We start from the raw sequence: 13,081 nt of genomic DNA on the forward strand, positions 1-13,081 counted from the left end.
ATGACCAGCTTCCGTTCACGCATCTCAAGCCGGTTTGTTCAGGTGATAACGATCCTTGTCTTGCTTCAGGCCGTTCTGGTGCTGTTGCTTCTTTCGGGCTGCGACCAAAGCCCAGCCGCGAAAGCGGCCCCGCCACGACCGGTCAACATCGTCACGGCGAAACCGGAGCAGCCCGCTGTTTTGGGTTTCGCCGGCGTCGTGCAGGCGCGGGTTGAAACAGATCTGGCATTCCGGGCATTGGGCCGCGTCATATCGCGCAGCGTCGAGGTCGGCGATCTGGTGCACAGGGGCGATGTTGTGGCCGAGCTCGATCCTCTGGCGCTGCAGCTTGCTGTGACGAGCGCCGAGGCTGATCTGCGCAATGCCGAGGCGCAGCTCGAGAACGCCACAGCCACCGAAAAGCGCAAGCGCAATCTCGCGTCTGCAAATACCGGCAGCGTTGCCGATTCCGAAGTTGCGGAGCAGGGCCTCAAGTCGGCCGAGGCGGATGTGGGACAGGCGCAGGCTCGTCTCGACAAGGCACGCGAGCAGCTTGGATATTCGCGGTTGAAAGCCGAATTCGACGGCGTGGTGACCGCCACTTCGGTCCAGGTCGGGCAGACGGTCACGGCCGGTCAGATGGTCCTGAGGTTAGCCGGCCTGGATCGGCGTGATGTTGTGGTCGATGTGCCCGAAGCCCAGATTGGTTCACTACCCCCTGGGACGCGCTTCGACATCGCTCTTCAGCTAGACGACACGGTTCGGACGGCGGGCGTTCTGCGAGAGATCGGCCCGGAAGCCGACGCCAATACCCGCACCCACAGGTTGAAGATCGCCTTGAACGAGGCACCCGAGGTTTTCCGTCTCGGCTCCGTCGTCACGGCGACGGCGGCAAGCGAAGCGACGACCAGCGCGATCGTGCTGCCGGCCTCCGCAATCCTTGAGCGGGATGGCGCCGACCATGTCTGGGTGATCGATCGGGCCAAACTCACAATCTCGCTGAGACCGGTCGGGCTCGAAGCCCGGCCCGCCGGGGCTGCTCGTGTCCGGGTCCTGTCGGGGCTGCAGAACGGGGAAGAAGTTGCCGTCGCCGGCGCCAATGAACTCGCGGACGGCCAAAGTATAAGACCTGCACAGGAGCTGCCCCAGTGAACAAATTCAACCTTTCTGACTGGGCGCTCGAGCATCGCTCCCTTGTCTGGTATTTCATGATTGCCTTTGCCTTGGCAGGCATCTTTGCCTATGTCGGGCTCGGCCGCGAGGAAGATCCATCCTTCACCATCAAGACCATGGTGATCCAGGCGCAATGGCCGGGTGCATCGGCACAGGAAGTTACGCAGCAGGTTAGCGACCGTATCGAAAAGAAGCTGCAGGAACTCGAATCTGTCGAGCATACCCGCAGCCTGACCACGGCCGGCCAGACGATTGTCTTCGTCGATCTCCTGCCATCGACGAGGGCCCGGGATGTCGAGCCAACCTGGCTGCGCGTCCGCAACATGATCGCCGATATCCAGGCGGATTTTCCCTCGGGTGTCGTCGGACCTTTCTTCAACGACCGCTTCGGCGATGTCTATGGCAACATCTTCGCCTTCACGGGTGATGGGCTGAGCCAGAGGCAGTTGCGCGATCTCGTCGAGGGCGCCCGCACGAAGGTACTGACGGTTCCGGATGTCGGCAAGGTCGAGATCGCCGGGGCGCAGGATGAAGCGATCTTTCTCGAATTCTCGACCCGCAAGATCGCTGCCCTCGGCATCGACCGGTCTTCGATCATTTCCACGCTTCAGGCGCAGAACGCCGTCACCCAATCAGGATTCATCGAGGCGGGACCGGAACGTATCGCGCTGCGTGTCGGCGGCCGCTTCATCTCCGAGGAGAGCCTGCGAGCGATCAATCTGCGGGTCAATGACAGGTTCTTTCCGCTGACCGACGTCGCAACCATAACCCGCGGCTACGTCGATCCGCCGACCTCCCTGTTTCGTTTTAACGGCAAGCCGGCGATCGCCCTGACTGTCGGCATGAAGGCCGGCGGCAATCTCGTCGACTTCGGCAAGGCGCTGGAAAAGATGATCGCTGAAATTACCCAGGATCTTCCGGTCGGCGCGGCGGTAGAGCGTGTGTCCGACCAGCCGGCAGTCGTCGATGAGGCGATATCGAGCTTCACGCATGCCTTGTTCGAAGCGATCGCCATCGTGCTTGCGATCAGCTTCGTCAGTCTCGGGATGAGGGCTGGACTGGTGGTGGCGATTTCAATTCCGCTGGTTCTCGCCATTACGTTCCTGGTGATGCAGTACACAGGCATTTCGCTGCAACGAATCTCGCTTGGGGCGCTGATCATCGCCCTTGGTCTTCTCGTCGACGACGCCATGATCGCCGTGGAGATGATGGTAGCCCGGCTCGAGGTCGGCGACAGTCTCGAAAAGGCCGCCACCCACGTCTACACCTCGACCGCCTTCCCGATGCTGACCGGTACGCTTGTCACTGTCGCGAGCTTCATTCCGGTCGGCTTCAACAGCAGCAGCGCGGGCGAGTTCGTCTTCTCGCTTTTCGTCGTCATTGCCGTGTCGCTCATCGTTTCCTGGGTGGTCGCGGTTCTGTTCACACCGTTGCTCGGCGTGACGATACTGCCGAAAACCATGAAAAAGCATGCGGATCACAAGGGCTGGTTTGCAGCCGGCTTTGCTCGCATTCTGCATCTTTGCCTGCGCTGGCGATGGGTGACGATCGCCGTGACGGTCGCTGTCTTCGCCTTGTCCATTGCCGGCATGTCGCTGGTCCAGCAACAGTTTTTCCCCAGTTCCGATCGGCCGGAACTGATCGTCGACTGGAACCTTCCGCACAACAGCTCGATCAGCGAAACCAGCCGGCAGATGGCACGGTTCGAACAAGAGAAGCTCGCCGGCAATCCCGATATCGATCATTGGTCGACCTATGTCGGAAGCGGCGCACCGCGCTTCATCCTCTCCTTCGATCCGCAGCCGAACGACATCACCTTCGGGCAGACCATCATTGTGACCAAGGGGCTGGACGTCCGCGACAAGCTTAGGAAGGACCTGCAGGATTACCTGCATCAGACGTTTCCAGGCACCGACGCCTTCGTGAAACTGCTCGATATCGGTCCGCCGGTCGGCAAGCCGGTTCAATATCGGGTATCGGGCCCCGATATCCAGACGGTTCGCGATCTCGCTGGCAAGCTGGGCTCGATCGTCGGTACCCAATCATCGCTGACCAATCTTGCCTTCGACTGGAACGAACCGGCGCGCGTGGTGAAGATCGATGTCTTGCAGGACAAGGCGCGACAATTGGGCGTTTCCTCGGAGGATATCGCCACGGCGCTGAACAGCATCGTCGAGGGAGCAACCGCGACGCAGGTCAGGGATGACATCTATCTCGTGAACGTGATCGGCCGTGCCGAAGCCGAGGAGCGCGGATCCGTCGACACGTTGCTCGATCTTCAACTATCGAGCAGCAGTGGCAAGGTCATCCCGCTGTCATCCGTGGCGACGTTCCGCTACGAACTCGAACAGCCGACGATCTGGCGGCGCGACCGGATCCCGACCATCACGATCAAGGCCGGCATCAAGGATGCGACGCAGCCAGCAACCATTGTGGCGGCGCTTGCCGAAAAGGTCGAGGCGTTCAAGACGACATTGCCCGCCGGCTACTCTGTCGAGGTCGGCGGGTCTGTGGAGGAAAGCGCCAAGTCCCAGGGTCCTATCCTGGCGGTGGCGCCGGTCATGCTGTTTGCCATGGCAACGCTCCTGATGATCCAGCTCCAGAGCTTCCATCGGCTGTTCCTCGTCTTCTCCGTCGCGCCGCTTGCCCTGGTCGGCGTTGTCGCGGCACTGCTGCTCAGCAACGCGCCGCTCGGCTTCGTCGCCCTTTTGGGTGTGCTGGCCCTCATCGGCATTCTCATCCGCAATTCGGTTATCCTTGTCGTGCAAATCGAGGAATTGCGTGGATCGGGACTGTCTCCATGGAAAGCAGTCGTGGAGGCAACGGAGCACCGCATGAGGCCGATCATGCTGACGGCCGCAGCCGCCACGCTTGCCCTGATCCCGATATCGCGGCAGATTTTCTGGGGTCCGATGGCCTATTCAATGATGGGCGGCATCATCGTCGGGACAGTGCTGACCCTGCTCTTTCTGCCTTCGCTCTACGTCGTCTGGTTCCGGATTCGCCCCGATGCCGAGGAGGCATGACGTAACGGCATTTCGCTGCTGGTGCCGTGCATTGCTTTTGCCGGCACTTGTCCTGTACGTCCTGGCTGGCTGCGCGACGCGGCCACAGAGCGTGCTCAGGCCGCTTGCGCTCGCCCCCGGCGGCGATGCCGCTCAGGTCGACATGCTGGTCGCGACGACCCGCAAGCCGGTCGAGGATCCCGGGCGGCTCTATTCCGGCGACAGAGGAACGGCGATCTCATTGAACAGCATCGTTGTCTCCATTCCTCCAGATCGAAATCGCAAAGTCGGCGAGGTCCAGTGGCCCTCGCACGTGCCGGCGAATCCGAGAAGGATTTTGCGGTCGTGAAGGTCGGCAAAGTCGCATCGGAACAGAATGTCCTGCGGTGGTTTCGCAGGAACCGCAACGCCAAACGGCAGGCCGTCATCTTCGTCCACGGTTTCAACAGCAGCTATTCTGATGCGGTCTTCCGCTTTGCTCAGATCGTTCATGATTCCGGAACGGATGCAGCGCCTATACTGTTCACCTGGCCTTCGCGCGCCAGCGTGTCCGGCTATCTCTACGACAAGGACAGCACAAACTATTCGCGTCGGGCTTTGGAAGACATGATCCTTCAGGCCGCCGAAAGCCCCGACGTCGGCGAAGTCACGATACTCGCCCATTCTATGGGAGCCTGGCTTACGGCGGAGGCGCTGCGTGGCGTCGGCATGCGCAACGGGACAATTCCAGCCAAAATCAACAATGTCATCCTGGCGTCACCGGACATCGATGTGGACGTGTTTCGTCGCCAGGTCATCGAGATGGGGCCAAAGCTGCCGCATTTCACGATCTTCACCTCGACTGAGGACAAGGCGCTGGGGATTTCACGATTGATCTCGGGCGGCGTCAATCGCGTCGGAGCTCTCGGCGACGCCGATCTCGCTCCTCACTCGGCCGATCTCAAGCGGCTCGGCATCACCGTGATCAACACGAGCGCTGTCGATCCACGCGATCCGCTCGGTCATAATGCGTTTGCGGACAGCCCCGAAATGATTCGTCTTCTCGGGCGCGGCTTGGCCGGCCAGTCTTTGGAAGCAGGGCAGGCCACCTTCGCAGGTCAAGTGAGGATGGCGGCGACCAGGACGGCCAGTCTCGCCGGTTCCGCGGCGCGAGCGGCAGTTGTGGCTCAAATGTCGGTAATGAGCGGCGAACGGGTTTTCAAACGCGACCCTTACCGTGAAGCAGAGATTGTGGATGGCGCGATATCCTACTGAGCCGGCAAGCCCGCCGCAGCTTGGGTCCCGTTGTTCACTCCTCATCCGCCGGTGGCGATGGTCAGCACCTTGAACGGCGTGGTGATGACGATCTCGGCGACGGAGCCGACGGCCTTGCCGATGCCCTGGCCGAGATTGTCGATCGGCCGCGCCGGATCGACCTCGTCTGATGCCAGGCCGGCCGGGGCGCGCAGCCGGTCGCCGAGCAGTTGCACCAGGAACGGGTTGTCGGCGAATTTGGCGTGGTTCAGGCGGTCGCCGCCTTTGGTCTTGCTCAGGTCGACCACCGACACGCCATAGCTGGCGAGGTCGGCCGCGTCGCCATAGTCGCCGACGCGCGGCTTGTCGCCGGAGATCAGCGAGGACAGCCTCAGGGCGCGATCGTCGCCCGAAAGCAGGATGGCGAAAGGCTTGTCGGGCTTGCCGTAACGGATCATCTGCTTCTTGAATACATCGACATCGATGTCGGGCGAGGCCAGGATGACATAGCCGAGCTTGTCGCCGAGATCACGGTCGCCGGTGATGGCAAGCTGGCGCAGCGCCTCCATCGTCACCCAGGTGCCCATCGAATGAGCGATGATGTCGATGCTCTTGGCCTTCGTCTTGGCCAGCATCCGCAACGTCTCTTCGAGATCGTCGCGCGCCGCGTTGGCGCTTTCCTTGTCGTAGATATAGCCCGTGGTCTTGCCACTCGACGCCCACGAGAACAGCACCGGCGTGCCGGAGTATTTGGTGTCGTGCGCAATCTGCGTCAGCCGGTAGATGCCGTCGTCGAAACCGTTGTTGAAGCCGTGCACGAAAACCAGAGCGCGGTCGCCGCGCATGGCGATGTCGGCGCCGACCGCCTTGGCGAATTGCGGGGCGCCTTCGTAGAATTCGACCTCGGTTGCCGTGAAGTTCTTCGCCGGGTTGCTGTTGGCGGAGCCCCTGACCCGCTCGATGGCGCCGACCTCATGGGTTTTCGGGACGGTGACTTCGACACTGGCAAAACTGGTGGTCGGTGAACGGTCACCGTCGAACACCTGGCGGGGGTCCTTCGTCGCCTTTTTTCGGGTGGTGGCGACGAAGATCTCATGCGTGGCGGCGATATCGGAGGCAGGCACCGTCACGGTCGTCGTGTTGAGAAGGTCGTGTGTCTTGCGGCCGGCGCAGCCGGTCACGGCGAGCGCAAACGCTACGACGAGAAAAGTCTTCGAACGCACCTCACTGCCCGAGCAGGCTGATGCGGTCGGTCACCTCGCGGTCGCTGGCAAATCCGTCATCCTCGCGCAGCCGCTGGCCGATCATCTTCACCAGCTCGGGGTTGTCGGCAAATTTGGTGTGGTTGAAGCGATCCGATCCCTTGACGCTGGAGAGATCGACGACGCTCACGCCATAGTCGGCGAGGTCGGCGGCGTCCTTGTAATCGCCGACGCGCGGCCGCGAGCCGGCGATCAGGCCGGAGAGCCGCAGCGCCCGGTCGTCGTCGGACAGTAGAAGGATGAATGGCTTGTTCGGCTTGCCGTAGCGGCGCATCTGGCTCTTGAACACGTCGACATCGATGTCGGGCGAGGCCAGCACGACGTCGCCGAGCTTGCCGCTGAGATCGCGGTCGCCATTGATGGCGAGCTGGCGCAGCGCTTCCATGGTAACCCAGGTCCCCAGCGAATGGGCGACGATGTCGATGCGCCGCGCGCCGGTCTGCGAGAGCATTCTCAGCGTGACTTCCAGTTGGTCGCGGGCAGCACTGGCGCTTTCCCTGTCATAGACATAGTCCCGGGTTTTGGCGCCCGATGCCCAGGAAAACAGCACCGGCGTGCCCGGGTAGCCGGAATCATGGGCGATCTGGGTGACGCGGTAGACGGCGGCGTCGAAGCCGGTGTTGTAGCCATGGACGAAAAGCATGACGCGGCCGCCGCGCGCGGCGATGTCGGCACTGAGCGCGTTGGAGAATTTCGGCGCGGTGTCGTAGCCGACGACGTCGGAGGCCATGAAATATTTGGCAGGGTCGTTCGACTTGCCGCGTGAGCGCCGCTCGATCTGACCGGCTTCGTGGGTTCCCGGCACGGTGACGTTGACGCGGGCATAGTTCAGCGTGGCCGAGCGCTCACGGTCGAAAACCTTGCTGGGATCGTCGGAGCGCTTGCGCGTCGTGGCGATGAAGATGCTGTGGTTGCCGGCGATATCGGTCACCGGCGCCGACACCATGGCGCTGCCGAGCAGTTCCTCGGTCTGCCGGCCGCCACAGCCGGCAACGAGCAAGGCAAGGACAAGGATACAAATCTTCTTCAACTCTAGAATTCCACTCCGGCCGAAAGGCTTGATCCAACCTCCGCGACCCCTCCCGGACAGCCGAAGTGCGGCAGAAGTAAGTCGTTTCCTACCGAAATGCGCTTAGCGGCTTGCGACAGTCGTCGCACTGTTGCGCGAAAGCCAGAACGATTGCCCTGATCAAACACGTACGGCGTGTGCTAGCTTCGCGAACACCACAGACGATCCGGGGTAATTTTTCGATGACCAGTTTCTCTTCCCGCGTCGCGGTCGCCGCTGCCGCGATCCGCCGGATCTTCCCGGAAACACCGCTGCAGGAAAACGATTATCTGTCGAAGAAGACCGGCGCGCGCGTGCTGCTGAAGCGCGAGGATCTGTCGCCGGTGCGCTCCTACAAGATCAGGGGCGCCTTCAATTTCTTCCGCAAGGCGCTCGACGCCGGCAACGATGCCGAGCTGTTCGTCTGCGCTTCCGCCGGCAACCATGCCCAGGGCTTTGCCTTCGTCTGCCGTCATTTCGGCAAGCGAGGCGTGGTGTTCATGCCGGTGACGACGCCGCAGCAGAAGATCGACAAGACGCGGCTGTTCGGTGGCGAGTTCGTCGAGATCAGGCTGGTCGGCGACTTTTTCGACGACTGCTACCGCGCCGCCTCCGAATTCACCGAAAGCGCCGGCGCGCACATGGTGCCGCCGTTCGACCACAAGGACATCATCGAGGGGCAGGCGACGGTCGCCTACGAGATATCAGGCCAGATGCCGGGCGCGCGCATGCCCGACATCATCATGCTGCCGGTCGGCGGCGGTGGCTTGGCTGCGGGTGTGACGCATTATTTCGCCGACCAGCGCCGCGACACGCGCTTCGTCTTCTGCGAGCCGGCCGGCGCGCCAAGCCTGCGCGAGAGCCTCGCCACCGGCAAGCGCATCAAGCTTGCCAGGGTCGACAATTTCGTCGATGGCGCCGCTGTGGCCGAGATCGGCCGCGAGCCGTTGCGGCATCTCAGGGACTTTGCCGCCGAGGCCGTGCGGCTGATCCCGGAAAACCGGCTTTGCGCGACCATGATCGAGATGCTGAATGTCGAAGGCGTGGTGCTGGAGCCGGCCGGCGCATTGGCGATCGACGCGCTGAAGGATTTTTCGAAGAAGGAAATCAGGGGCAAGACCATCGTCGCGGTGGTTTCGGGCGGCAATTTCGACTTCGAGCGGCTGCCGGACGTGAAGGAAAGGGCGCTGCGTTTCGAGGGGCTGAAAAAGTATTTCATCATCCGCTTTCCGCAGCGGCCGGGGGCGCTGCGCGACTTCCTCGAATTGCTCGGTCCCGACGACGACATTGCCCGCTTCGAATATCTGAAGAAATCGGCGCGCAATTTCGGCTCGGTGCTGATCGGCATCGAAACCAAGGACCGCCGCAATTTCGAGCTGCTCAACGCCAATTTCGAGGCCGAGGGCGTCCAGTATCAGGACATCACCGACAACGAGACGCTGGCCGGGTTCATCATATGAGCGCCCGGGCGAAGATTTTCGTTGCGTTGTTTTCCGGCGTCAATGTCGGCGGCAACCGCATCGTCAAGATGGCGGAGTTGCGGTCGTTCTTCGAGCAGCTCGGCTTTGGCGACGTCGCCAGCTATGTGCAGAGCGGCAATGTCGTGTTCCGTTCGGCAAAGGGCGACGCGGCCACGCTGGCCAAACAGCTGGAAGCGGAATTCGAGAAGAAATGGGGATTTCACTCGCGCATCATGGTGCGCGATCTCGGCTGGTTCGAGCGGCTGGTGGCGGAAAATCCCTATCCAGAAGTCGCCGGGGAGCCGACGAAGCTTCACGCCTATGTGCTGGAGCGCCCGCCGACCGCCGACGAGGTCGCGCGGCTGGCCGAAAAATGCACCGGTCCCGAACGGTTCGAGATCAGGGGCGACGTGCTTTACCTGCATGCACCGGAAGGCCTCGGCAAATCGGTATTTGCCAACCTCATCCCGCGCACGCTGAAAGTGCCCGCCACCGCGCGCAACTGGCGCACGGTGCTGATGCTGCTGGCGATGGCCGGCCGGAATGGCGGAGCGTAGTCGCCTACGCTGCCGAAGCGTTTTTCCAATCGAAGGTCAGCTCTTCGCGGAAGCGAAGCGTTTGATGTGGTCGGCAACGACCGTTTCCAGCCGCTCCAGCGAGCCGGCTTCGTCGGCGGTTACCGCGATATGCAGCGCTGCCGGGTCGGCATCGAGAACCGTGCGGCCCAGTGAGAGGTCGATCGTGCCGTGGTTCGGATCGAACGCGACGGGAAACTTGTGCGCCCAGTGCTTGCAGAGCTGCTGCAGATAGCGGCTCGCATGTTCAGTGACGACATCGGCATGGCTGGTCGGCATGAATGGATTTCTCCTTGGGCAAGCGCGCATCTTTGGATGCGCCAATTTCGAAGCAGGCGCGATGGCCGAACAGATAGGCGCGATTCCGAGAAACGCCATAAATCGTTCGGCTTGGTCGTGCCCGTTCTCGATCCTTGTGATAGGTTACCAGCTTCCGGTATTGGGCATCGACGCCCAGGGCTCGGCCTTGGCCTTGGCCGGGCCTTTCTGCAAAAGCTCGATCGAGATGCCATCCGGCGATTTGACGAAGGCCATGTTGCCGTCGCGCGGCGGCCGGTTGATGGTGACGCCCTTGTCCATCAGATGCTGGCAGGTGGCGTAGATGTCGTCGACCTCGTAGGCGAGGTGGCCGAAATTGCGGCCGCCCTTGTAGTCTTCCGGATCCCAATTGTAGGTGAGCTCGATCAGCGGCGCCTTGTCGGTGATGCCGCTTTCCTCGTCTTCGTCCGCTGCGAGGAAGATCAGCGTGTAGCGCCCCTGTTCGTTTTCGTGGCGGCGCACTTCCTTGAGGCCAAGCTTGTTGCAGTAGAAATCGAGCGAGGCATCGATGTCGGCGACACGGACCATGGTGTGGAGGTAGCGCATGTGATTTTCCTCGAAATGTTGCTTTGCGGCGGAACATAGGGGCCACCCGGCCAAAGGGCAATTCCCGATAGCCGCTCCTGCCGGCAAACAACAAATCCGGTATTCCCGCAATGAACCGTGAAAAAACGCAGCTCAGGTCTTGCACACACCTGAAACGGAAGTGTTAATCTAACGTCAAGAATCAGTTGCGGTATTCTTGGAAAAAGGGGGGCGTTGTTATGGGGGAAAAAGCCTCTTTCATGGGGCGGGACGGAGCCGGTCACGACGCCTTGCAAAGAGACGAGAGCGGCGACACGGCCGGTCTTGTCGAGATTGCTGGCGCTATCAAATGGTTCGACGTGGCCAAGGGTTACGGTTTCATTCTTCCCGATGACGGCTCTTCCGGCGATATTCTCCTCCATGTGACATGCCTTCGAAAAGACGGTTTCCAGACCGCCTTGGAAGGTGCGCGCGTCGTCTGCCTGGTCAAGCAAGGTGAGCGCGGGTTGCAGGCGTTCCGCGTGCTCTCCATGGATCTCACCACGGCGACCCATCCGGCGGAGATGCAGGAGCAGCGCACCCACGTCTCGGTGACGCCGGAAAGCGGCCTCGAACGGGCGCTGGTGAAATGGTTCAACCGCACCAAGGGGTTCGGTTTCCTGACCCGGGGCGAGGGCACCGAGGACATTTTCGTCCACATGGAGACGCTGCGCCGTTACGGTATTACCGAGCTCAGGCCGGGGCAGGTCGTGCTGGTCCGCTTCGGGCGCGGCGACAAAGGCCTTATGGCTGCCGAAATTCACCCGGATATGGGGACCTTGCCCGTCTCGCATTAGGGTGCGTTGATATTCAGGCCTTACTCAGATCTTTTCGAACGTTTGCGCTGCCCCTCACCTGCCTGCCGGCATCCTCTCCCCGTATAGTGACGGGGAGAGGGCGCTGTCATCAATGATTTCGCCAATTTCCGGCCGTTGTAGAAATGTATGCCACCGTTGCGGCCAGCCCCTTCTCCCCGTCACTATACGGGGAGAAGTGCCCGGCAGGGCGATGAGGGGCAGCGCTGAGATCAACAATTGGTGGGTCGCAAGCGCAGGGAACTATATACAGGCTGGAACCACCTGAGTTTCAACATACCTAGGACGATGGCCGAGGAGTCTGAATGAGTTACAGGAACTGGCTGACAACGGGCGTAGTCTGCGCCGCGATCGCCTTTGTCATTGCCGCAGGCGCTTTCTTCCATTCGCAGCGACCGGCTTCGGCAGACAGCCGGGCGATGATCCTTGCCGTCGACCCGCAGCCGCTGGTCGCGGTGACTAAGGGCGGCGAACGCTCTTTCTCCGTCGAAATCGCCGACACCTCGGCCGAGCGCGAGGCTGGCCTGATGTTTCGCCAGGAGATGGCCGACGATCATGGCATGCTGTTCGTGTTCGAGGAGCCTCGGGATGTCAGCTTCTGGATGAAGAACACGCCGATGCCGCTCGACCTGATCTTTGTCGGTCAGGACGGCAGGATCCGGGCGATCAAGCAAGGCGAGCCGCAATCCGAGGCGATGATCTCGCCCGGCGAGCCGGTTCGCTTCGTGCTCGAGCTCAAGGCGGGCACCGCCGCCAGGAGCGGCATCGAGGACGGCGACCTGTTGCGTCACCCGGCAATCGGCACTGCGCGCAACTGAACGCGCAGGATCCATCGCAGATGCAGTTTTTCTCCCATGACGGTTTTGACCTTGCCTTCCTCGACCGCCAGCCGGCATCGGGGCAGGGCGATCCGGTGCTCATGATCCATGGCTTTGCCTCGACCCATTACGTCAACTGGGTGTCGCCCGGCTGGTTCAAGGCGCTGAACGATGCCGGCTACCGCGCCATCGCCTTCGACAATCGCGGCCACGGCGCCTCGTCGAAGAGCTATGAGGAGGCAGACTATACGCCGGCAAAAATGGCTTCCGACGGGGCAGCGTTGCTGTACCATCTCGGCATCGAACGCGCCCATGTCATGGGCTACTCGATGGGCGCGCGGATTTCCGCGTTCCTGGCGCTTTCCGATCCGGACAAGGTGGCGACGCTGGTCTTCGGCGGTCTCGGCGTCGGCATGGTCGACGGCGTCGGCGACTGGGATCCGATCGCCGCCGCGCTTCTGGCCGACGACCCTGATAGCACCAGCCATCCGCGCGGCCGCTCGTTTCGCGCCTTCGCCGACCAGACCCGCAGCGACCGCCGGGCGCTGGCCGCCTGCATTGCCACCTCGCGGGAATTGCTGGCCGAGGCCGACATTGCGCGCATTGCCCAGCCGACGTTGATTGCCGTCGGCACCAAGGACGATATCGGCGGTTCGCCCGACGAACTGGCCGCCTTGATGCCGAACGCCAGGGCGTTCCACATCGAGGGCCGCGACCACATGCTGGCCGTCGGCGACAAGTCCTTCAAGCAGCGGGTGCTGGAGTTTTATGCCGAAAATCCGCTGTGAGTAGTAGGTGCGCCTCTCCCTTCCCCCCTTGTGGGAGAAGGTG

The 13,081-nt window shown here is 62.0% G+C and carries 12 protein-coding genes and 1 pseudogene; 9 read left to right on the forward strand and 4 right to left on the reverse strand.

All coding sequences use genetic code 11. The features are described from left to right. The 4 genes from AC0L2B_RS22760 to AC0L2B_RS22775 are packed head-to-tail and all read left to right on the forward strand — an operon-like array spanning position 1 to position 5,411. Positions 1-1,131, forward strand: coding sequence for an efflux RND transporter periplasmic adaptor subunit (locus AC0L2B_RS22760; protein WP_473746877.1), 1,131 nt, complete (start codon positions 1-3; stop codon positions 1,129-1,131). After that, positions 1,128-4,178: an efflux RND transporter permease subunit gene (locus tag AC0L2B_RS22765; RefSeq protein WP_473746878.1), complete on the forward strand. Its 3,051-nt coding sequence runs from the start codon at positions 1,128-1,130 to the stop codon at positions 4,176-4,178. Before AC0L2B_RS22760 ends, AC0L2B_RS22765 begins: the two co-directional genes overlap by 4 nt. Then, positions 4,162-4,506 carry a hypothetical protein gene (locus tag AC0L2B_RS22770; RefSeq protein WP_473746879.1) on the forward strand — a complete coding sequence of 115 codons (345 nt, stop codon included), beginning with the start codon at positions 4,162-4,164 and terminating at the stop codon, positions 4,504-4,506. The genes AC0L2B_RS22765 and AC0L2B_RS22770 overlap by 17 nt, the downstream gene beginning before the upstream one ends. Continuing rightward, positions 4,458-5,411 carry an alpha/beta hydrolase gene (locus AC0L2B_RS22775; RefSeq protein ID WP_473746880.1) on the forward strand — a complete coding sequence of 318 codons (954 nt, stop codon included), beginning with the start codon at positions 4,458-4,460 and terminating at the stop codon, positions 5,409-5,411. Before AC0L2B_RS22770 ends, AC0L2B_RS22775 begins: the two co-directional genes overlap by 49 nt. Positions 5,412-5,452: 41 nt before the next feature. Here the strand turns inward: AC0L2B_RS22775 and AC0L2B_RS22780 are convergent, their stop codons facing one another. Beyond that, a complete protein-coding gene (locus tag AC0L2B_RS22780; RefSeq protein ID WP_473746881.1) occupies positions 5,453-6,613 on the reverse strand; it encodes an alpha/beta hydrolase in 1,161 nt (386 codons plus the stop codon). Between the two features lies 1 nt (position 6,614). Further along, positions 6,615-7,682, reverse strand: coding sequence for an alpha/beta hydrolase (locus AC0L2B_RS22785; RefSeq protein WP_023798191.1), 1,068 nt, complete (start codon positions 7,680-7,682; stop codon positions 6,615-6,617). Between the two features lie 221 nt (positions 7,683-7,903). On the opposite strand from AC0L2B_RS22785, the gene ilvA reads away from it, so the two are divergent. Together ilvA and AC0L2B_RS22795 are read left to right on the forward strand one after the other, a co-directional pair. Further along, on the forward strand, positions 7,904-9,160 hold the full coding sequence (ilvA, locus tag AC0L2B_RS22790; protein WP_473746882.1) for a threonine ammonia-lyase IlvA: 1,257 nt from the start codon (positions 7,904-7,906) through the stop codon (positions 9,158-9,160). Further along, complete coding sequence (locus AC0L2B_RS22795; protein ID WP_473746883.1) at positions 9,157-9,717, forward strand: DUF1697 domain-containing protein; 561 nt, start codon at positions 9,157-9,159, stop codon at positions 9,715-9,717. Before ilvA ends, AC0L2B_RS22795 begins: the two co-directional genes overlap by 4 nt. Before the next feature lie 4 nt (positions 9,718-9,721). Here the strand turns inward: AC0L2B_RS22795 and AC0L2B_RS22800 are convergent. After that, positions 9,722-10,014: pseudogene (locus AC0L2B_RS22800) on the reverse strand (DUF2218 domain-containing protein). 144 nt (positions 10,015-10,158) lie between these two features. Further along, complete coding sequence (gloA, locus tag AC0L2B_RS22805) at positions 10,159-10,599, reverse strand: lactoylglutathione lyase (protein ID WP_473746884.1); 441 nt, start codon at positions 10,597-10,599, stop codon at positions 10,159-10,161. Between the two features lie 239 nt (positions 10,600-10,838). Between gloA and AC0L2B_RS22810 the strand changes: the two genes are divergently transcribed. The 3 genes from AC0L2B_RS22810 (at position 10,839) to AC0L2B_RS22820 (ending at position 13,038) form a co-directional block, all read left to right on the forward strand. After that, entirely contained in the window at positions 10,839-11,414 is a 576-nt protein-coding gene (locus tag AC0L2B_RS22810) for a cold-shock protein (protein ID WP_473746885.1), read from the forward strand. A gap of 323 nt (positions 11,415-11,737) precedes the next feature. Further along, entirely contained in the window at positions 11,738-12,250 is a 513-nt protein-coding gene (locus AC0L2B_RS22815; protein ID WP_473746886.1) for a DUF192 domain-containing protein, read from the forward strand. Between the two features lie 20 nt (positions 12,251-12,270). Continuing rightward, on the forward strand, positions 12,271-13,038 hold the full coding sequence (locus AC0L2B_RS22820) for an alpha/beta fold hydrolase (RefSeq protein ID WP_473746887.1): 768 nt from the start codon (positions 12,271-12,273) through the stop codon (positions 13,036-13,038). Positions 13,039-13,081 lie beyond the last annotated feature (43 nt).

This window comes from Mesorhizobium sp. WSM4815 (assembly GCF_055811575.1).

What these genes read in the sequence shown, in the direction of transcription:
- AC0L2B_RS22810 (WP_473746885.1), top strand. Translation starts at nt 10,839, where the DNA reads ATGGGGCGGGACGGAGCCGGTCACGACGCCTTGCAAAGAGACGAGAGC.
- AC0L2B_RS22770 (WP_473746879.1), top strand. Translation starts at nt 4,162, where the DNA reads ATGCCGAGGAGGCATGACGTAACGGCATTTCGCTGCTGGTGCCGTGCA.
- AC0L2B_RS22760 (WP_473746877.1), top strand. Translation starts at nt 1, where the DNA reads ATGACCAGCTTCCGTTCACGCATCTCAAGCCGGTTTGTTCAGGTGATA.
- AC0L2B_RS22815 (WP_473746886.1), top strand. Translation starts at nt 11,738, where the DNA reads ATGAGTTACAGGAACTGGCTGACAACGGGCGTAGTCTGCGCCGCGATC.
- ilvA (WP_473746882.1), top strand. Translation starts at nt 7,904, where the DNA reads ATGACCAGTTTCTCTTCCCGCGTCGCGGTCGCCGCTGCCGCGATCCGC.
- AC0L2B_RS22820 (WP_473746887.1), top strand. Translation starts at nt 12,271, where the DNA reads ATGCAGTTTTTCTCCCATGACGGTTTTGACCTTGCCTTCCTCGACCGC.
- gloA (WP_473746884.1), bottom strand. Translation starts at nt 10,599, where the DNA reads ATGCGCTACCTCCACACCATGGTCCGTGTCGCCGACATCGATGCCTCG.
- AC0L2B_RS22795 (WP_473746883.1), top strand. Translation starts at nt 9,157, where the DNA reads ATGAGCGCCCGGGCGAAGATTTTCGTTGCGTTGTTTTCCGGCGTCAAT.